Annotated in this window: 17 protein-coding genes; 9 read left to right on the top strand and 8 right to left on the bottom strand. The window is 48.2% G+C overall.

What is annotated here, in order from left to right:
• Positions 1-105 precede the first annotated feature (105 nt).
• Entirely contained in the window at positions 106-1,191 is a 1,086-nt protein-coding gene (locus tag V7S65_RS07360) for a metallophosphoesterase (protein ID WP_336388679.1), read from the top strand.
• Here V7S65_RS07360 and V7S65_RS07355 read toward each other — a convergent pair.
• Complete coding sequence (locus V7S65_RS07355; protein WP_079467490.1) at positions 1,179-2,204, bottom strand: sterol desaturase family protein; 1,026 nt, start codon at positions 2,202-2,204, stop codon at positions 1,179-1,181. The genes V7S65_RS07360 and V7S65_RS07355 overlap by 13 nt on opposite strands.
• A 181-nt stretch (positions 2,205-2,385) precedes the next feature.
• Here V7S65_RS07355 and V7S65_RS07350 point away from each other — a divergent pair, with 181 nt between their 5' ends.
• On the top strand, positions 2,386-3,078 hold the full coding sequence (locus V7S65_RS07350; RefSeq protein WP_079469929.1) for a molybdopterin-dependent oxidoreductase: 693 nt from the start codon (positions 2,386-2,388) through the stop codon (positions 3,076-3,078).
• On the opposite strand, the gene V7S65_RS07345 is transcribed toward V7S65_RS07350, so the two are convergent.
• Positions 3,075-4,337: an alpha/beta hydrolase gene (locus tag V7S65_RS07345; protein WP_336388680.1), complete on the bottom strand. Its 1,263-nt coding sequence runs from the start codon at positions 4,335-4,337 to the stop codon at positions 3,075-3,077. The genes V7S65_RS07350 and V7S65_RS07345 overlap by 4 nt on opposite strands.
• A 183-nt stretch (positions 4,338-4,520) precedes the next feature.
• Between V7S65_RS07345 and V7S65_RS07340 the strand changes: the two genes are divergently transcribed.
• A complete protein-coding gene (locus tag V7S65_RS07340) occupies positions 4,521-5,012 on the top strand; it encodes a BON domain-containing protein (RefSeq protein ID WP_111578478.1) in 492 nt (163 codons plus the stop codon).
• Positions 5,013-5,036: 24 nt separating this feature from the next.
• Entirely contained in the window at positions 5,037-5,462 is a 426-nt protein-coding gene (locus V7S65_RS07335; RefSeq protein ID WP_079467492.1) for an SH3 domain-containing protein, read from the top strand.
• Positions 5,463-5,535: 73 nt separating this feature from the next.
• Here the strand turns inward: V7S65_RS07335 and V7S65_RS07330 are convergent, their stop codons facing one another.
• The 6 genes from V7S65_RS07330 to V7S65_RS07305 form a co-directional block, all read right to left on the bottom strand.
• On the bottom strand, positions 5,536-8,202 hold the full coding sequence (locus V7S65_RS07330) for an MBG domain-containing protein (protein WP_336388681.1): 2,667 nt from the start codon (positions 8,200-8,202) through the stop codon (positions 5,536-5,538).
• A 26-nt stretch (positions 8,203-8,228) separates the two neighbouring features.
• Complete coding sequence (locus tag V7S65_RS07325; protein ID WP_336388682.1) at positions 8,229-9,869, bottom strand: RagB/SusD family nutrient uptake outer membrane protein; 1,641 nt, start codon at positions 9,867-9,869, stop codon at positions 8,229-8,231.
• 9 nt (positions 9,870-9,878) lie between these two features.
• Positions 9,879-13,121: a TonB-dependent receptor gene (locus V7S65_RS07320; RefSeq protein ID WP_336388683.1), complete on the bottom strand. Its 3,243-nt coding sequence runs from the start codon at positions 13,119-13,121 to the stop codon at positions 9,879-9,881.
• A gap of 274 nt (positions 13,122-13,395) precedes the next feature.
• Positions 13,396-14,586: a FecR family protein gene (locus V7S65_RS07315; protein WP_336388684.1), complete on the bottom strand. Its 1,191-nt coding sequence runs from the start codon at positions 14,584-14,586 to the stop codon at positions 13,396-13,398.
• 83 nt (positions 14,587-14,669) lie between these two features.
• Complete coding sequence (locus tag V7S65_RS07310) at positions 14,670-15,263, bottom strand: RNA polymerase sigma-70 factor (RefSeq protein ID WP_336388685.1); 594 nt, start codon at positions 15,261-15,263, stop codon at positions 14,670-14,672.
• A 251-nt stretch (positions 15,264-15,514) separates the two neighbouring features.
• The gene (locus tag V7S65_RS07305) at positions 15,515-17,452 is read right to left on the bottom strand and encodes an alpha-L-arabinofuranosidase C-terminal domain-containing protein (RefSeq protein ID WP_336388686.1); all 1,938 of its coding nucleotides are present in this window, start codon (positions 17,450-17,452) and stop codon (positions 15,515-15,517) included.
• A gap of 244 nt (positions 17,453-17,696) precedes the next feature.
• Between V7S65_RS07305 and V7S65_RS07300 the strand changes: the two genes are divergently transcribed.
• The 5 genes from V7S65_RS07300 to V7S65_RS07280 all read left to right on the top strand — a co-directional run bounded on the left by V7S65_RS07300 (position 17,697) and on the right by V7S65_RS07280 (position 21,197).
• Positions 17,697-18,170: a GNAT family N-acetyltransferase gene (locus V7S65_RS07300; RefSeq protein WP_336388687.1), complete on the top strand. Its 474-nt coding sequence runs from the start codon at positions 17,697-17,699 to the stop codon at positions 18,168-18,170.
• Between the two features lie 100 nt (positions 18,171-18,270).
• Positions 18,271-18,612, top strand: a complete 342-nt coding sequence (locus V7S65_RS07295) for a YciI family protein (RefSeq protein WP_079467499.1) — start codon at positions 18,271-18,273, stop codon at positions 18,610-18,612.
• A 5-nt stretch (positions 18,613-18,617) separates the two neighbouring features.
• Positions 18,618-19,850 carry an RNA polymerase sigma factor gene (locus V7S65_RS07290; RefSeq protein ID WP_336388688.1) on the top strand — a complete coding sequence of 411 codons (1,233 nt, stop codon included), beginning with the start codon at positions 18,618-18,620 and terminating at the stop codon, positions 19,848-19,850.
• 32 nt (positions 19,851-19,882) lie between these two features.
• Positions 19,883-20,722, top strand: a complete 840-nt coding sequence (locus V7S65_RS07285; protein WP_336388689.1) for an AraC family transcriptional regulator — start codon at positions 19,883-19,885, stop codon at positions 20,720-20,722.
• A gap of 67 nt (positions 20,723-20,789) precedes the next feature.
• Positions 20,790-21,197 carry a DinB family protein gene (locus V7S65_RS07280; protein ID WP_336388690.1) on the top strand — a complete coding sequence of 136 codons (408 nt, stop codon included), beginning with the start codon at positions 20,790-20,792 and terminating at the stop codon, positions 21,195-21,197.
• Positions 21,198-21,211 lie beyond the last annotated feature (14 nt).

The following is a 21,211-nucleotide window of genomic DNA, read 5'->3' as shown; positions in this document are numbered from 1 at the left end:
GCTTTATTAAAATAAAAAATCTGAGCGGTTATTGATAATCGCTCATTTTTGTGCGTGGTAAGGTACTGAGCCACCTTCCTAAAAAAATACAGCGTGCCGCATCCAGTGAAAAAATTCTTCCAACGTCCTATCATCTGGCTATCCAACAGATTTTCATCCCAGCCGGATAAATCCCAGGTATTTGCGTCCCTATCCCAGCTTCACGAAGAAATCCTGAAAGGCAACCGGCAAAAAGGGCTGATCGTTCCCTTTGATTACGAGCATAGCCGCTTTATTATCTTCTCCGACCAGCATAAAGGCGGAAAAGATGGCGCCGACGACTTTATGGCCGCAGAAGCCAATTACGTAGCCGCGCTCCGTTATTACTACGACAGAGGCTATACCTTTATTAACCTGGGCGATTGCGAGGAATTATGGGAATGCCCGCCGGCAACCGTGATCCGGGAAAACCGCGACACCTTGCTGGAAGAAGCCCGCTTCCTGCAGCAGCAACGTTACTTCCGGATATTCGGGAACCACGACCTGGAGTGGCATTATGCCGTACCACGGCAGCAATTCCTGAAAGGAATCTTCGGGAAGAAACTGAAAGTATATGAAGGGCTGATCCTGCAAACACGCTACCAGGACCATGATTACAAAATCTATCTCACACATGGCCACCAGGGCGACCTGCGCAGCGACGGCAATGCTTTCAGCAAATGGTTTGTAGCCGCCATATGGACACCCATACAACGCTTTTTTGACATCCGGATGGATACCCTTTCCGATTCCTTCGACCTGGCCGACCGGCACAATATCATGATGTACGAATGGAGCATCCAGTACAAAAAAACATTCCTCGTTTCGGGGCATACCCACAAACCGGTGTTTGCATCACTGGATCACATCGACAAGCTTACGAAACAACTGGATAAAGCCCGCGCCCAGGGGGATACCGGCGAGATTGCCATCTTACAAAAAGCATTGGCAGCAAGACAGGCAGAATATGCCGGCAAACAGCTGGTAAAAACAATGGCGTACCCCTCCTATTTCAACACCGGCTGCTGCTGTTTTAATGATGGCGATATTACCGGGCTGGAAATAGCAGATGGCGCTATCCGGCTGATCAAATGGAAAAAAGATGCACAGGGGAATTCCCGCGTGGTGCTGGAAGAATCCCCGCTGTATTACCTCTTTGATCAGATGACCTGATCAGCTGTTGTTTGTCTCATTGGTTGATGCTGCACCTCTTCGAGGAACGCCTGTTTCACCACTTTCGCCGTTTTATGATCCCCGGTATGGCTCCATCCCGGCGGCATTACAACGTACAGCAGCTTATTTTTTATACCGGGCGCTTTCCGGACATCCTTCCACAAGCCGTACAGTTCACCAAAATAAACATCCAGGAAATTGTTGGGATTCATTTCCCTTGAAATACCATATTCAATCTGCATATCCCGCTTTTCAGGCTGGAAAGTACCAAATACTTTATCCCAGATGTTAAGCAGGTTACAGAAATTGGTATCCATATACAAAGGGTTCTTTGCGTGATGCACCCGGTGATGCGACGGCGTGAGAATGATTTTATTGAGAAAGCCAAGACGCCCGTCTTTAATCAGGTTTTCACCCACATGGATGAAAGAGCCCCAGGTGCCGTCAATAAACATAATGATAAAAAGCAACGGCGGATTAACGCCCATCAGGATACAGATACTGGTGCGGATCACATCTGCATAAGGCGCCTCCAGGAAGAAATGCGCATAGGTAACCGAAAGGTTCATGGTTTGCGGCGCATGATGGGTAGAGTGCAGGCACCAGAACAAGCGCACCTTATGCCCGTAGTAATGATAAATAAAGTGGGAGAACTCCCAGATCACATACCCGTAAATAAACCAGTACCATTTAAGAGAAGTATTGATCAACGCATATTTCTCCAGCAATCCAATACAAAAGGCTACCGCTGCAATAGAAATGAACCGGGAGATGAACCGGTTGGCCACAAAGATCAGGAAGGGCATTTTGTAGTCTTCGATCTTGAACTTCTTATAAAAAAGGGCCCGCCCTATTTCCAGCAACAGCAGGAAAGGCACCAGCGGGGAAATAACAGAGAAGATCCCGTTTAGTGTAAGCAACACCTTGTAATTCCCCGTTTTACATACTTCTATTAATTGTGAGATCCCCAGGAAACCGATGATCTCCTGGAATACCGTTTGAATGACCTCCATAACGCGCGTTTATTTAGTTTACTTTGTACGTACAATATACGACTTTGTATGAACAAAGTATATACAAAGGAATACTTTTTTCAGATAAGGAAGTGTTTGGTAAACCGGGATGATATGCCGGGAGCACCGCCTGATGGGCGTAAATCCGTATATTTATACCCGAAGACCCAAAAATTATTTTATGGAAGAGGCGGACAAACTAAAGCGTATTGTAGAAGCGAGAATGAAGCTCAAATCCCGCTTTGAGGAAAAGATGCGGCTTACCCCATCGGTAGCCGACAACAAACCCAAAGGCAGCGGCAATCCTAACCGGCATGGCATGCCGGTATTACCTGTAGGGCAAACCATCACACATAAATGGCCGGTACTGGACCTGGGAATACAGCCGGAAATTGAAAAGGACGAATGGCAGCTTATCCTGGACGGCGCCGTGGAACACCCGGTAACATTAAACTGGGAAGACTTCCTCGCGCTTCCGCAAACATCCGACACCTCCGATTTTCATTGCGTTACCACCTGGTCGAAGCTGAATATGAACTGGGTAGGCGTTCGCCTGCTGGACCTGGCTGCATTGGTACAACCCAAAGATACGGCCACGCATATACTCTGTTACGGCTACGACGATTACACCACCAACGTGTCGCTGGAAGAAGCATTGAAACCCGACGTGTTACTGGTACATACCTTTGAAGGCGCGCCATTGCCCAGGGAGCACGGCGGACCGGTAAGAATGATCACCCCTGAATTATATGCCTGGAAAGGCGCCAAATGGATTCACCGCATTGAATTCCTCACCACCAACAAACTGGGCTTCTGGGAAGAAAGGGGTTACTCCAATACTGCTTACCCTTGGCGCAACGACCGGTACAGTTAATTCATTATAAACTTCACCAGCGAGGGCACTAATTGCGCTGACAACGGCAACGGCGCCTGATTTCCCGCCGGAACCGGTGCGGTGTCTTTCAGTGCATGCGTCATTCCTTTGATCATCAGCAGCTGCGAACCTGGTTTGCAATTATGAAGGATATCCGCCTGCACAGGCGGTACCTGTACATCACTGGTGCCGCCGATAATAAAAAACGGCATCTTTACTGCCGGCAGCAATGCACAGGGATCATAGTGAAAAGTGCTTTTCCAGAAAGTGTATAAGGAGGGATTAAAAAGCATGCTTAACGCCGCCGGTACCTGTTGCGGATTATTACCCTGCCGGAGTTCATTTAAAATCACGGTTACATCGTTGTACAGCGAATCCGCCAGTTTCGGTTTTAACTGCGCCAGCAATACTTTATCCATACATTCCCCTGGTCCGGATAAAGATACCAGGCTTTTGAAGCTCCTGCGGCCGGCTGCCATCAAACCTATTAAGGCCCCTTCACTGTGACCAATAACCGCCACATTTTTAAACTGCTGCATATTTTTCTGCAGGTGATCTATCCACGCAATGGCATCATCCGTATAATCATCGAGCGAGGTGGCGCTGCTACTTTTTTTGAAGCCGGTACTTTGGCCGATACCCCGTTTGTCGTAACGCACGGAAGCAATACCATTGGCCGCCAAAGCCGCCGCCAGCTGCTGATAGGAGTTGCCGTTGGTGGCAGGCGATAATGGATTATTCCCATTGTGATCAGTGGGGCCCGATCCTGCAATGATGAGTACCACCGGCCAGGGTTGTTTCATCACGGGCTTTGTAAGCACGCCGTACAGGATACCACCGTCTGTGGTAACCACCGTATCCGTTTCTTCATAAGGCAGCAGTGCGGTAGTTATAAGTTTGGTGCCGGCAATAAAAAAGCCGGCGATCCGGTGATTGTTGTCGAACACCACCCGGAATGTGAGAATGGCCTTACCAAAGCGGTTATCTGCCAGTATAATATCATAGGCGGCTTCCTTTGCTGTTTTTTGGGAGATGAGCGCTTCCCATTTCCCATAGGATTGTTCGAGCTGTTGCCAGATCCCTTTGAGCATGTCCGGCGTTACCTTTGTTTTCATATTGGCATCCATATTTTCCCTGGCGCCATCCCAGTTTCCTTTGCCGAGTTGCTCAAAAAATTGAGTGGTTATCTGATCGTTTTGTTGTGCAGATGCCGTGCAAAACAGGATGCACAGGAATGATAACAGGTACCACTTCTTCATGGGTCCGGAATTTTTTTGTTGACCTAAATTAATCGAATACGGCTGACAGTCCAATTAAAATCGGGTTAAAAAGACAGGGAGCGTTTATTAAAAAATAAACAACTCTTATAGTCTTATTGCCAGATGAAAAAAGATACTTAACTTAAGATGGTATTTTTTCATCATTAAAACCTCAGTATGATTATGAAACTGAAACACCTGACCACAGTGATCCTCTCCGTGGGACTATTGTTCATGATTTCCTGCAAATCGAAACCAAAGGATGCAGACATACAGGCTGCAGTAACCACTGCATTACAGTCCTCTCCCGGCGTTAGTGCAGATGTTAAGGATGGCGTAGTTACCCTTTCCGGATCTGTTGCCAGCCAGGCTGACAAAGATGCGGCAGAAGCTGCTGTTAAGCTGAACCAGGGTGTTAAGAGTGTTGTTAACAATGTTACCGTAGCCCCACCTCCTCCGCCACCATCAGCACCGGTAGAAGTTACTGCCGACGATTCGCTGAAAACAGCGGTAGCAGGTATTGTGAAAGACTTCCCTGGTATCCAGGCGGATGTTAAAGATGGAGTGATTATCATTACCGGCGAACAAAAAGCTGACCGTTGGAAGAAACTGAAAATGGCGCTGGATGCCCTGAAACCTAAAAAGGTAGATGCCTCCGGTTTAAAAGTAAAATAATCTTTCTCTTTAAATACAATAATCATGGCAGCATTACAGGATAAATACAAAGAGTTGATTGATGCAGCACAGGCTGCAGGCACCAGCAACCTGAAAGTAAACGAACTGGATGGCGTATTGCATATAGAGGGCGAAGCGCCTACCGGCGCTGTAAAGGACCAGCTGTGGAACATCTACGGAAAAATTGATCCCAACTTCCTCACCGGCGACGTAGTGATGAATATTAATGTAGCTACTGCGGTAGCAGGCGCTAAACTGAAAGTGATCACAGAGTCATCTAACCTGAATATCCGCAAAGGCCCCGGCACCGACCAGCCTATTGTGGGAAAAGCAGCACACAATGAAATTGTTTCGCTGATCAGTAAACAAAGCGACCAGTGGTGGCTGATCCGCACAGATGCAGGCGAAGAAGGCTATGCCTATGCGCAGTATCTGCAACCGGTAGAATAACTATTGAATGTATAAAAGAGAAGGCGCCCGTATTTGTTACGAGGCGCCTTCTCTATTTTATAGCTATAGGTGGTTATTTAAATATCTTAACAGAAATGCGCCAGCGGGGTGTAGTAACTGTCGCTATATAAATCCCTCTTGCAACATTTGGTACCTGGAACTGAAACAGGTTTATCCCCTTCCGCAGCGTAACGTTTTGTGCAAAGATCCTTCTTCCACTTAAATCCACCAGCTGATAAAATGCCGTTCCTGCATAAGTGCTGAACATGTTAGACATTAAAGTAGTGCTACCCAGGAATACGCCGGTGAGTACATTGGGCGTTCCTTTGGTGCTATTGGTACTTTCACCCACCGTAAGCGTTCCGTTATTGTAAATAAACGAATAGTTCGCCGCCGCAGCCCCGGCAGCAGTAATCGGATACTGCCCCGGAAACGAATACAGTGTAGCCGTAGACGTTAGCACCGGGCGTTGGGTGATAACGGTTGAATCATCGTCATAAACAAATCCGGTGTAATCTATTTCAAAAGCAGGATTGGGCATCCCGTATATTCTGCTGGTATCTTTCGGAGTAGCCGTTAACAGGGCCGGGCTGATCACCAGTGTTCTCTGAATTTTTTCTGCAGATGGATATATGTTATAATCCCACTGGGTAGCGGTAATGGTATCGGTACCCGCGCCCAGAATTTTAACCTTCCATTGATTATTAGCGGTACTGTCCCGGTAAACCCTGGTGAGCACAGGGTTGCCGCCGGAAAAGGTAACGGGCAAAAGCGTGTTATCACTGCCGGCGGTCAATGCAAAGTCAGCATCTCCATATTGCTTCCAGGCAATGGAATCCATTCTCAGGTTACCGGGAATGCCAATTTTGTAGGCGCCTATTGAATCGTTCAATACGATGAAACGTACTTTGGCGCCTTTGTAAGTAGCTATGAGGCTGTCTCTGTGCAATACATTATAAGTAACAGCTGTATCGGCAGACCATACGGCCAGCACGGCGGAGCTGTCTTCCTGCTTCCGGAACGCCAACGCCCAGATGTCATTATCAACGGTGGGAAGTCTTTTAACAAACCCCGGATTGCTCCCCAGGTACCCCGTCATTTCCTTATAGGCATTATAAGATGGTTTGGGTGAAAAGTCCCATCTCAGCAAACCGAAATTACTTTCCTTATCTGCGGCATTGTTGCCATCGTTATGCAGGTCGTACCAGAATATTTTCTCTACCCCCAACGATAAATAATTCAGGTATACCCGCTGCAGCAGGTTGGCCTGGTCGCTTTCAGAGTAACCTCCCGCCAGCGAAGCGGTACCCATGAGTATACCTCCCTGCCAATCGCCATAAGTAAACAGCGACATGGCTTCTCCTACATTTACATCGGTACTGTTGTACGCATGAATGATGGGATAATAGGTATCGCCCGGCTGGAGGTTTTTGGGGCTGATAAAACGATCAACAAGTACATTGGATAAGGCCGGCACTCCTCCTGCCAGGGCATCAGGACTTACAGCAATCCTGGTAGTACTTTGCGGTATACCGGGTTTGGTCCAGAAAGCTTCAAAGCCCAGCCTGAAATAAGGATAGGTAATCCCTGTTTGCGATACATTGCTCCAGGTACCATCCGGGTTCTGAATACCGGTATAATAGAACGGCAATACATTCACCGCCAGCATTAATCCGCCGTTGATCACATAATTACGCAGGGGCTCCAGCAGGGGCTGATCGGTGGTGGTGGACTCAGAACCGAGTATCACGGGGAACTCCGCGGGATCAACAGTGGCCAGCTCGCTGAACGGGATAGGCTCCAGGGTGATACCCGGCAACCACGAACGCCACGTTTCCACCTCATCGAGATTAGGAACCCTGGGTGATACCGCAATCCCTACTTTGAAAGAGGTAGTATCTTTTCCTAACTTATGCAAAGCATAACGAATGGCTTTAACAACAAACTGCGGCTGCTTCTGGATGGTAGGCGCCACAAAGGAGGAGCCGCCGGACTCCGTGATCCAGACAGGCATACCCGAATCGCCGCGCAGTTTCATTTCTGCATAGAAGTCGTTCCGCATACGGATGATCCGGGCGCTTTTGTCTGTTGCATAGCCATAGGGATGAACAGCTATTTTATCGAAGTAGCCTTTTGCACCGGCGTTGTACATGCTTTTCAGGTAGTCAGTATTCCATCCGGAAAGACCGCCAACGATCACCGCGCAGGCCGTGTCAATACTCTTTATTTCTTCATAGGCTGCTTTCAGCACCGGTACGTATTGCGTTGCATTGGGACTGGGTTTCCAGAAGCCGCCATCCTGTTCATTCCAGATCTCCCAGTATTTCATATCGCCGTGATAGCGGGTTACCACTGCATTTACAAACGCCCGCCATTCGGGCAGGTGATTATAAATAGGCACCATATCCGGCCGGGGTTTGGTAATCTCCGAATCAAACGCCTGTAAGATGGGAAGGATCTGGATACCATACTGCCGGCATTTGAGCAGTAGCGAATCATACCTGCTGAACTGCATAACACCGGCGGTAGCGCATACGTAGGAGAATTGTATATCTACCCGCATCCATTTGATGCCTGCCTGCTGGCATTTCAGCAGTTCATTATCAATCATAGGCCACTCCGGATTTTTTTGTGCATGTGCACAAACGCCCCAGGGACTTCCTGTTTGTGCGGAAAGGGTGATGTAGGGCAACAGGAAAGTAATGCATATAGTAATGCAGCGAATAATTTGGTTGATCATAAAATGTTTTTTAAGATGTTACATTATCAATAGCCGTCATTTTGTGGAAATGCAGAGATACCACCTGCTGTTTTATCTATCTGATCCTGCGGTATAGGTCTTAGTACATGAAAGGGTTTAATATTTGGTGCACCGGTCGGATTATGCAGCCGTACCCTTTCCAGCAATTTCCCGGTACGAACCAGGTCAAACCACCGGTGATGTTCACCAAGTAGTTCCCGTTCTCTTTCGTCCAGGATAAAATCGATGTTGAGGTCGGAGGCAGTTATTTCCATAGCAGACTGGTTGGCAGCCGTTTCTTCTGCAGTGGCGCCGGGTTTGGCGGCACGTTTGCGCACGGCGTTTACATACGGCACTGCTTCTGCAGCCTGGCCGCTCATCATCAGCGCTTCTGCTGCCACGAGGTACGTTTCCGCCAGGCGGGAAACAATAAAATCGCGGGAACCAGCTTCGTTGTTAATGTCGGGGCGTTGCGGATCGAGGAACTTTGTCAGCGTTGGAAAATTGGTTTGGTTATACTGACTGGGAGCAATAACGGTATAGTTAACTGCATTCCTTTCTGCGGAGGTATATTCACGCCCAGGAAAATAAGCGGCGGTATCACCCAATTGCAGGGTTACACGTTTACCGTTAATCGTATAGGCGCCAGGGTTATTACAATAATATACTGTAACAAAACTCTTTTCGTAGCGACTGTCGTGTGCCTTATCGAACAATGTGTCCGTGGTGAAACGGGTAGGTCTGAAATACGAATACGGTCTTCCGTTAGCGAGATCCCTGGCCATTCCCGGCAGGGAAGTATAGCTCATAATAAAGAACAGGTGAGTTTGATTGCCAACGCCATTGGTCAATACATTTTTACTGTATTGTACGGCAAAAATAACTTCGGGATTCTTCTCTCCGCTACCCTGTGCAAACACATCTGAAAAATTATTCAGCAGCTGGTATTTATAATTACTGATCACATTTTTTGCCAGCGTAGCGGCCTGCTGGTAATCGCCTGGCTGCCGGGCGGTGGTGCCTGCCCGGGTGAGGTATACTTTCGCCAGCAGGTTTTCTGCTGCCGGTTTTGTAGCGCGGCCATACTCCGTAGTGGTGGCGCCCAGGTTGGCGATGGCAAACTGCAGATCCGCAATGATGGCTTTGTATACGCTGTCAATGGGTGTGCGGTGTGCCACCGTAGTTACTTCGGTAGTTTCTGTGAGCGACAGGTTCACCGGTCCCCAGGTTTGCACCAGCAGGAAATAATACATAGCGCGCAGGAAACGTACTTCTCCCACCCTTGCATTCCGCGTTCCTTCTGCAATGGGTACCAGCGGCGCCCTCGTGATCACAGCGTTGCAGGCGTTCACCGCCAGGTTGAGATCATTCCACGGACTGGAAATAAATCCCCTGCCGGGCGTAAGGTTGAAGTTATAGGCATCCAATGCCAGCTCCCCGCTGCCGCACATATAAGTATCGGTACCGTACACGGTTAACTGTGCGCCCATCTGGTTACCATACCAGGCGCGCAAATAGCTGTAAGCGCTGTTTACGCCGGCGTTAAAGCCCTCCGGCGTATTGAGGTAGTTATCCGGGATACCGGAACGCATATCCTCATTCAGTTGTTTATAACAGGAAGAAGTAAAACAGGCGAATATGATGATAATAAAGCAAATCGGCTTCATAAACGGAATTTAGAAAGTGAGGTTGATGCCAAATACATAGTTCACATAAAAAGGCTGACTGAGGATTTCAGGATCTATCCCCTGATCCTTGTGTACGAAGGACGAGAACACATACGGATTTTGCACGTTGGCGTATATACGAAAAGATTGTATACCGGCATGTTTCAGTGTGCTGCCTGGCAGGCGGTAGCCCAGGTTGATATTTTTGATCCGCAGGTAATCGCCTTTAAAATAGGTAAGCGTGCTGCCGAAAACCGGCCCCTGTCCTTGTCCGGCACGTGGCCGCGGATAGGTATTCACCGGGTTATCCGGCGTCCAGTAGTCCACGTTTACGGTGTTGTACCGTCCTTCGAGTGCAAAGGTGTTACCGCTGCGCAGCGGATCTTTTACCAGGTGTCCGAATGCACCGTTAAGAAAAACTGACAAATCAAAACCGCGGTAACTAAAGCGGCTGGTGATGCCTCCGGTCCATTTGGGTCTTACCTGGCCCAGGATTATACGGTCGCCTGCATCTATTTTTTTACTGTTGTTCAGATCACTCACTTTTATTTGTCCTACTGCAGAACTGTATTGCGCCGCCTGTTGCTCCTCGCCGGTTTGCCAGATGCCTGTTTTTACATAATCGAAATACACGCCGAGCGGTTCCCCGATAAAGCGGGCATTGCCTATGTCATCTACTTTTCCCTGCGACAGGGAAAGGATCTTTTCCTTATTGTAAGCCATATTAAAATCGGTGCTCCATTCAAAACCTCCTTCCTGCTTTGCTTCGATATTTACAGACGATACGGCGAATTCAATACCCGAATTACTGGTAGAACCGACATTGGAAGTGATAGTAGCATAACCGGAAGTAATGGGCAGCAATCGTGGCAACAGGAGGTCAGTAGTTTTGGATTGGTATACATCCACGGTACCGGTAATCCTGTTATTAAGGACACCAAAATCGAGGCCCGCATTGGCCGACCGGGTGGTTTCCCACCTGAGGGAGCCATTACTCAAACTGGCGGGCCGGTAGCCAAAGGCGGCCACCCCGTCCCAGTCGTACGACGTACGTGACAACAATGCCCTCGTCTGGTAGGGATCTATCCCGGCATTACCATTCTGTCCGTAGCTGAGTCGCAGTTTCAGGTTGTTCAGCCAGTTCTTCTTACTAAAAAAATCTTCGTTACTGATATTCCATCCCAGTGCTACTGCCGGGAAGAAGCCCCATTTGTTCTTTCCGGCGAACTTTGATGATCCATCGGCGCGGCCGGTAAGCGTTAACAGGAAACGGTCGTCGAAAGCATAGTTCACGCGGCCCATCCAGGATAAGATGCTCCAGCGGTTGTAACCACTGCCAATACCGGTAATGGTGGCGCCGGCGCCCACGTTATAATAGAGGATGGAATCCAGCCCGGTGGGCAGGTCTTTCACACTACCGCTGCTGCTTTCGCTGTTGAAGTTCTGGAGACTGTATAAGCCGGTTACATTCAGTTTATGTTTACGGGCAAATACTTTGTTATAGGTAAGCATGTTTTCCCAGGTATATGACAGCGTAAATGTTTCGCTGTTATTTGCTGCGGGTGCTGCACCGTTCTGGAAAGTGGATGTAGCACCGCGGTAGTTACCGGTTCTGCTTTCTGTGAGATCCGGGGCGAAGTTCATCCTGAACTTCAGGCCGGGCGCCAGGTCCGCTTCTCCGTATATGCTGCTGAGAATACGGAAACGTTTATTGCGGTTCACTACTGCTCCGGGCTCCAGGTCTACCATCGGGTTTACCTGCAACTGATCCGACGAAGGGCGCATATTTATTTTCCCGGTGCTATCAAAGGCTGCACTTAAAGGCGAAGTGGTGAGCGCAGCATAAAAAGGGTTTACATCGATGCCATTAGATACGCTGAAAGTGCCCAGGGTAGACATGCCCGCTTTAATGCGGCGGCCTATCTTCTGGTCAATATTAATGCGCGTGGTATACCGTGTAAAGTCCTGTATGCGGATGTATCCTTTATCACTGAAATATCCCAGGGAGATGTTAAAGAGCGTATTATCGTTGCCGCCGGATACGCTCAGTTCGTGGTTTTGTGCGATACCGGTACGTAATATCAGCTGCTGATAATCGGTAGTGGAGCCGTTTGCGATAGCTGCCAGCTCCCCTTTGTCGAAAATCTTTTCGTCTGCATTGGGGTCTGCATCATTGTAGCGGCCAACAGCGCGGTTGGCTTCCCGGCGGTATGCTGCAAACTGCGGCCCGTTCATCATATTGGCCTTCCTGGTTACATCGGATATGTTGAGATAGGAATTGTAACTGACCACGGCGGGTCCGGGCTTTCCTCTCCGGGTGGTGATGATCAATACGCCGTTGGCGCCGCGGGAACCATAGATGGCGGTAGCGGAGGCATCTTTTAATACATCGATCGACTCAATGTCATCCGGGTTGATATCGTTTAACCCACCAGACAATGGGATACCGTCCACTACATACAGCGGATCATTCCCTGCGCTGAACGACCGTACGCCCCTGATCAGCACGGATGGCTGAGAGCCGGGTTTGTTACCGGTATTGTTTACGTATACGCCGGGTACCCGTCCCTGCAGCATTTGCTGCACATTGGTTACGGCCACTTCTCTCAGTGCTTTGGATGATACGGAAGAAATAGCGCCCGTTACATCTCCCCTTTTCTGTGTACCATAACCTACTACTACCACTGCATCGAGGCCGGACAGGGAAGGCGTAAGATTCACCAGCAGAAAGTCGCTGCCGGTCAGCGTTGTTTCCCTTGTATCGTACCCAATATAACTAAACACCAGCGTTGCACCGGGAGAAACATTTTTCAGTTCAAACTCCCCGTTTTCATTGGTAAGCGTACCATTGGCCACATCTTTTTCTTTAACGGTAACGCCCGACAGTGGCGGGCCACCGGCAGCCGTTACTTTTCCTTTTATAATTTCTTTGGGAGCCGGCTGCTCCTCCACAAACACGCGTTTTCGTTTGATAACAATTGTTTTCCCGGAGATAGTGTACCAGAGCGGTTTGTCTTTCAGGCAAATTTCCAGCAGGTCAGTAACAGACGCGCTTTGCACATCTATATCCACTTTGCCGGTACGCCGCACCAGTTCTGTATTATACCAGAAAAAATAACCGGTTTGCTGCTGCACGGCATCAAACACTTCCTCCAGCGATACATTCTTTTTTGAAATCGTAACAGATTGGGCAGATACATGCGCAAAGGCATGCATACAAACACCGACCATCAAAACGAAGATCATTTTCATAACGAGGAACATTTTAGGGAACGACAAGCCAGGCAAAGGCTCCCCCTTACACTTAGTGTAGAATTTCATATTTTTGTTCAGGTTGGGTTTATCCGTTAAGCAATCTTTTACAAATGGGTGTTGTCGGATTGCCCAATTACTTGCCAGGGGCGTTGCAACCGCTCCTGGTTTCTTTTTGGCAATCACTAACGGGAACGGGTGTATTATTCACTCATACGTGGACGTTTTTCATCGTGATGGAATCGTTTTTCATTTACCGTGGAAAAAAAATGTGTTACAGGGAAGAAACCATTACCTTTCTTCCTTTAATTTCAAAGTGTATATCTTCTGTTAGTTCAAGCATCTGTAATACCTCTGTCAGACTGCTTTTCCGGGAAATAGTACCGGAAAAATTTTTTGCAGACAGGTTACCTTCAAACACCGGTTCTATATCATACCAGCGTGCCAGCTGCTGCATGATGGTAACAATATTCTCTGACCGGAACCGGAAAATGCCATCCTTCCAGGCCGTTACACCGGGGAGGTCCGGACGGGAAATAGTGAATTGGTTGTTATTTTTAGATAATCCTGCCTGTTGCCCCGGTTGCAATAATTTGCTCACGGTTCCTTTACTTACTTTCACAACGCCTTCCAGCAGGGTGGATTGGATCTCTGCTGCTTCTTTGTACGCCATAATATTAAAGCGGGTACCCAGCACGGCTACTTCCATGTTGGCTACCGATACGTTAAACGGGGCAGATGCATTCGCGGCTACTTCAAAATAGGCTTCCCCGGTGAGGTTCACGCGCCGTTCGCCGGCATTAAAAGCCACGGGATAGCGGAGCGACGACTCCGCATTGAGCCATACTTTGGTACCATCCGGTAATACCAGTTGAAACTGCCTGCCGCGGGGGGTAGTCATGGTGTTATAACTCATGCCCCCGGTACCGGAAATGGCTTCGCTGTTATAAGCCAGGCGGCCGTTGTTCAACGTTACCTGTGTACCGTTTTGCTTCGCCACTACCCCGTTGCCGAGGCTATCGAGTACCACGGTGCTGCCGTCGGATAAGGTAAGGATAGCGCCTTCGTGGCCAGGCACAATTGCCGGTACGTCCGGTGCGACGGCCAGCCGGGGCTTCTCCGGCTGACGCAGCCACAGGTAGGCGCCGCCGGCAAGCAACAGGAAAGCTGCTACCGCTGCGGCAGCCAGCCAGGAGTTGTGACGTGGTTGCTGGTACGCAGGCTGTTGTTGTTCCCATTCGTGTATGCCAGAGCGTATATGCATGAGCGTTTGATCCCAATCTGTTTTCCGGGCAAACTTATCATGGGGCGTTTTTCCCCATAACTGCCACAGTTCTTCTTTTACAGGGTCGTCGTTTTCCAGGTCGCCCACCAGCTGCCAGAACTCACGGATCTCTTCCGGCGTGCCGCTGTCATTCACAAACAGGTGGAACAGGTATCGAAGTCTTGTTGGATCGGAGGACATATAACGTGCTTATACCTCATAAGACGGCACGAAGGAAAAAACAGGACTACTTCTCCCGAAAAAAAATTTAAAAGACTTTCTGATCAGCTGATAAAGAAGAGGTTCAAGGCAGCTTTGCTGGAATGATGCCTGCGCAGGAAGTCGCTGATAGACCGGGTAGCCGCTACCATGCTGTTTTTGACCGTACTGGGCGACAGCCGCAGCGCTTCCGCTATCTGCCGGTGGGTAAGCCCCTGTTCACGGCTCATGGCGTAGATCAGCTTCCTTTGCGGAGGCAACTGGTTAATGGCCTGGAGTAATAACTGCCGGCATTCGGCATCTATCAGCAGTTCATCGGCTCCTCTCTGGAAGGCCGGCTCCTGGCGGTCGATATATATTTGCTGTAACCGGGCGTGACGGGCAGTGGTGCGGAGAAAATCAAGCGCTTTGTGATACGCTACTTTGTGTAAAAAGCTTTCCAGGTTCCGGATATTATGCAACAGCTCTTTCCCGATCCAGAACTTTACAAAGATGTCGGTTACTATCTCTTCTGCAATTTCCGGCGCCTTCACAATGGTGATGAGATAATAATACAGCTTATCCCGGTAACGTTCAAACAACAGGTTAAATGCAGGCTCATTGCCGGTTTGCAGCAATTGTATTAATTCCTCGTCTGTATAACTGTTGTCTACCCCCATTTAACCGCAAAGGTATTTTGAATCTAAAATAAAAAGAATGGTTGATAATACCGCGGATTTTGTCTTTCTCAGGATTAAACTGATTGTACTGATTCAGGGATTTGATCACTTTTGATTTTAAAAGATTCGGGGAGATATAAGCAAAAATATCCGCTTATATCTCCCCAAATCTTTTAAAATCCCAAAAGTCAAATCAAGCTAATCAGTACAATCAGTTTAATCCTGAGAAAGACAACATCCGCTCCCCCACTTTATTTATTTGCCGGAATCCTGATAAGCGCCACGGAGCGGGGAGCTACTTCATAGCTGATCACCTTATCAACTTCCAGTTTATCAGTGGCCGATGTAACCGCTGCATTTTTATCCGTTACATTCTCTGTCAACACCGTTACCGCTGCATTGGTATGCCGCGCCACCAGGCCTGCCAGGTTGGCTTTGGCAGCTACGCTGGTTTCGCCGGCGTTCACCAGTTTAATAATGAGATCACCGCTTTTACTGTCTTTCACGCAAGATACACCTGTATTTTTGTTATTATTCAGCGTGATGACATCCGGGTAATAAGTATCGCCGGCATTGTTTGAAAACAGGTGCTGTACATAATAATTTGGCGTACGCGTGATAGTGGTGCCTGTGAAATAAATAAGGTTCGGGTTCCAGGAAGTATGACCGGTGCGGGCCAGCAGCGGGGCGTAAGACGATAGCCGTACCACGTCGCCATTGCGTTCCAGGGCCGTCATGTACACCGCTTCGGCCAGGGCGTTGAACCAGGTATTTCCCCTGGAGGCATATTCTCCCAAGTATACTTTGGATTTATTACGGTTGTATGAATCATAGCGGTTTTTATTTTCCAGGAACCATTCAGGTTTTTCGTAGTAATGCTCATCTACTATCTGTAACGCATTTTTATCGGCAAACGCCCATCCTGCCTCAAAGTCTTCCCCTGCCGGCGCGGGACCTACAGTTCCGATAAGTGTGATTTCCGGATGCTTTTGTTTTACTGCCGCTTCAATTAATTTAAAGCGTTCCCTGAAAGCGGGGGTTTGTTTGTCTTCGTTGCCGACGGCCAGGTATTCCAGGTGAAACGGCGCAGGATGCCCTGCAGCAGCCCTTTTGGCGCCCCAGGTGGAAGTAGCCGGTCCGTTGGCATATTCAATCAGGTCCAGTATTTCATTGATATACGCAGGCATTTCATCAAGGGGCAATCCTTTTTGCCCGGTGCCGCCAATGCGCCAGGTGCCGCCGGAGTTCTGGCAGCTCACCGCTGCAGGTACTACGGGTAAGGGTTTGGCACCAATGTCTTCACAAAACTGGAAGTACTCGAAATACCCGAGTCCGAGCGACTGATGATAGCTCCATATATTTCGCTGTGCTTTTCTTTCTTCTACAGGACCGATGGTATTCTTCCAGCGGTACATATTTTCGAGGCCGTCGCCATGCACGAGGCAACCGCCGGGGAAGCGCATAAACCTGGGTTTTAAGTCTGCGATGGCTTGTCCCAGATCGGCTCTAAGCCCGTTTGGCCGGCCGTGAAAAGTATTGGCCGGGAACAGGGAAACCATATCTATCGCCAGGCTGCCGGGCGCTTTGGCTACCATCACCAGCACAGCGCTATCGGCTGTTTGTTGCGCGGTGAGAACGCCGCTGTTTTTTTTCCATTCCTTTGCATCCGCAGTAAAACTTACTTCTCCGTATACCTCACCCTTCCGGCTGCGCAACTGTACTGATACTGGAATGGGGGTTGCCGACAGCAACCGGGTAAATACCGAAAAGTTATATTGCTCGCCCTTTTTTATAGCAATGCCATCGAAGCCGTTGTTCTGTAACCCGATGCCTTCCTGGCCGGGTTCCTCGATGGTGAGCACTACGTAATGCGGATTATTGGGATGAATGGGCGATTTGCTTTCCACATTCACGGCGCCATAACCAAAGCCTTTGGTTACGTATTCCCAGGCGGTAAAGGAATGCCAGCCCCACCTGTCGGCCGGGGTATACTCAAACGACCTGTTCTGGATCAATTCCGCATACAGGCCGCCATCTGCTGCATAGCTGATATCTTCAAAGAAAATCCCGAACAGATCGGCGGAAATAGGCTTGCCTGCTTTACGTTTTGTTTGTGCGTCCGCCAGATGTGTACCCAACAGGCCAATGAGGAACATAAAGAGTATGTCTTTTCTTAGATTCATTTTCATAACGTGAATTGAGTTTTAAAATCTGCCCGGCGGGGTAGCCGGCATCGTTCTGACAGGAAAAATAATAAAACTATTTTATTAATCGTCAATTTGACAATTAATTTTAATAATACAGGAAGATGCCTGTATTCTGCTGTTATACTTTTTCCTGACGGAAGCAAAAGCGGGGCTTGTTCCCGGGTCTTTTTTCTCCGGCTGATATTTAAATCCTAACTTCCCGTTATTCATTTTATGACAAATGTCCATGATCATCAGACCATATACGCCCTCCGATAAACCGGCATGTGTAGCTGCATTTAAAAGTAATATGCCTGGCTTTTTCGCACCGGCAGAATTACCCGACTTTGAAGAATGGCTCCGGAAGCAGGACGCCCGGTATACATCTCCCCCAAAAAATAACAACGAACAATATTATGTAGCTACCCTGGAAGAACAGGTAATTGGTTGCGGAGGTTATTATATCGATACCGCAAAACAGGAAGCATCCATGACCTGGGGCCTCATCACGCATGCCTTGCATAAACAGGGATATGGCAAACAACTATTCCTGTACCGGGTACATGTGATTCAGTCGATATGCCCGCTATGCCGTATCAGGCTCGATACCACGCAACACTCCTACCCTTTTTTCGGGAAACTGGGGTTTGTGGTTACCAGCATCACAAAAGATTCCTATGGCCCCGGGCTCGACCGGTACGATATGGAGCTAAAAGCCTGAAGGTTGGAAAGTATTTTTTACCGGACGAAAAAAATGAAGTTATTTGTCCCCGTCATGAATAGCCGGTCGTTATTAAAACGAAACCATAAAACATTCAGCAATGAGAGAATTCATATTAATTTTCAGAAACAGCACCAACTCCCACGACAACCCATCACCTGAACAGCTACAGGAAAGAATGAACTGGCTGGCGGGTATTGCCGCCCAGAACAAACTGGCTGATAAAGGCAACCGGTTATCTGCCAGCGATGCTAAAACGGTGAAACCAGATATGGTAACGGATGGTCCCTACACGGAAATCAAAGAATTTATCAGCGGCTATATGATCTTAAAAGCAGCCAATATTGAAGAAGCGGTTGCCTTTGCCCAGGCCAACCCGGTACTTAAAGCCGGCGGTAATGTGGAAGTAAGGGCCATACTCAGACCGGAAGAGAAAAGCTAACGCCAATGGCAGCAAACACCTCAGAACTTTTACCCCAGTTATTCCGGTTGGAGTATTCCAAAATGACGGCAGTATTATGCCGTCTTTTTGGCTTACAGCACATGGAAACAGCCGAAGACATTGTAAGCGAAACTTTTTTAAAAGCTACCGAAGTATGGAGCGCACAGGGTATCCCCGAAAACCCTACCGCCTGGTTGTACACCGTTGCAAAAAATAAAACGAAAGATTATCTCAAACATATTTCCATCTTTGAAAAACAGGTAAAAGGCGCTCTTACAAGCGGTGAAACACAGGTGGAACCCGACTTTGATTTCAACCCGCAAACCATCAGCGACAGCCAGCTGGCTATGATCTTCGCCGTTTGTAATCCCGCTAACTCCGCGGAATCACAGATCTGTCTTGCCCTCCAGGTCCTTTGCGGATTCAGTGTAGAAGAAATTGCAGATGCCTTTCTCTCTAAAACAGAAACTATTAAAAAAAGATTGCTCAGGGCCAGAAGCAATCTGCGCAACGATAACTTCCAGATCCGGCAGCTACAGGAAGCAACAATAAAAGAAAGACTGGACGTTGTTTTAAGAACCCTTTATCTTTTGTTTAATGAAGGCTACTTTTCCAAATCCAATAATCACCTCATCCGGAAAGACCTTTGCTCAGAAGCAATCAGGCTGGCGCTGATACTCACCGAAAACCCGCTCACCAACACCACCCAATCCAACGCGCTGCTGGCACTGATGTGCTTTCAAAGCTCCCGGCTGGATGCCAGGGCCAACAACGAAGGAGAAACCGTACTTTATGAACAACAGGATAAAAACCTGTGGAGTAAAGAACTCATTGAACAAGGCAACTACTACCTCGTAAATGCCTGCTCAGGAAATGAAGTATCAAAATATCACCTCGAAGCAGGCATTGCCTACTGGCATACCACGCCCACCGATAACAACAAATGGTCGCACATCCTGCAGCTGTATAACCAGCTGATATTAATTGAATACTCCCCGATGACCGCACTGAACCGGACCTTTGCCTTTGCGAAAGTTTATGGACATCAACCCGGCATACAGGAAGCGGAAAAACTTGGCCTGAGCAATAATAGCCATTATCATTCCCTGTTGGGCTATCTGTATGCGGAAACCGATACAGATAAAGCGATTGCCCATTACCAGCAAGCCATCTGTCTCACAAAATCAACAGCAGAAAAGAAAACGCTGATGAAGGAGATTAACAGACTGCTGCTATGATATGATCCGTTTTTTTTCGATAACTTTATAGCATGCAGGCGGATATCCAAACACTCTATCAATCACCCATTTGCTCGGTGCATAATTTTTTGTGCCGGTGCCAGGAGTGTGCGGTATCTGAAAAAGAATACCAGGGAACATTTTCCATTGCCTATATCCGGAAAGGGAATTTCCGTTTCCGGGTTTTCAGGAATGAGCTGGATGCATACAGCGGTCTGTTCCTGCTTTGTAAACCCGGCTACGAGCACAGGGTAGCGCACGTTCACAACATACCGGATCAATGCACCATCTTTTCCTTCGAAGCAGCAAGTGAGGCGCTTTTGATGGAACACGCCGCCACCTTTTCCTGGTTTTTCAACAACCCGGATATTCACTCGATCCTGGTAAAAGCTACACCGGAAATGGAATTCCTGCATCAGCATATATTCGGTTTGCTGCAAAAAACACATTCCCCCCGGTTATGGACCGAGCAACTGATGACAGAACTTTTCCTGCTGGTGTTATCTGCCGGAGATCCCCTGCATCCCTTACCGGCATTGAATGATAAACAAAAAAGAAATTACCTGCCTGCGATAGAAAACGTGAAATCGTTTATCAATGAAAACTATGCCGACAATGTTACCCTTCCGCAACTCGCTGCGCTGGGAAATATGAGCCCGTTTCATTTTAACCGTCTTTTTAAACAGATCACTGCCGTTACGCCTTACAGTTATATGTTACAGGTAAGGCTCAAACAGGCTACCCTGCAGCTTCGCAACACCAGCCTCCCCGTAACGGATATCGCGTTTTCCACGGGCTTTAACAGCCTTGAACATTTCTCCGCTGCCTATAAAAAACAGTTTGGAAAATCACCCTCCGCCATGCGTTCCTAAAAAGAGCAATTTTCCTTAAACAGATGGCTACCCCGCCGGTTAATTTTGCGGTAACAAACTTCATATCATGAAAACGCAATTATTAACAACCCTGGAAAATGCTAAAAATTATACGCTGAGCGTAGCAGAAGCGATGCCTGAAAAGGGCTACCCTTTTAAACCAACACCAGCCGTATGGACGTTTGGAGAACTACTACATCATATTGGCTATGGCATTGGCTGGTGGGAAGAAAATTACATCAAACAACAGCCCTCTGAGTGGAACCCTCCTGCTGCCACCACCCGCAAAGCCGCTACCATCGCTTACCTGAACCAGGCTTTTGATGCACTGAAAGAAAATATGGAAAACACGCCGCTGTCGGACCAGGTAGTGGCAGGGTTCTACGCTACTATTGACCATGTTACGCATCACCGCGGACAAGCAACGGTGTATCTCCGCAACCAGGGCATTGTACCGCCCGAATATGTTTACTGATCATTCAAAAAAAT

The sequence above is a fragment of the Chitinophaga sp. CCNWYY40 genome, assembly GCF_037483205.1.
GTDB lineage: Bacteria > Bacteroidota > Bacteroidia > Chitinophagales > Chitinophagaceae > Chitinophaga > Chitinophaga ginsengisegetis.
The sequence above is the reverse complement of the archived record's forward strand: the minus strand, read 5'-3'. Positions and strand labels throughout refer to the sequence as shown.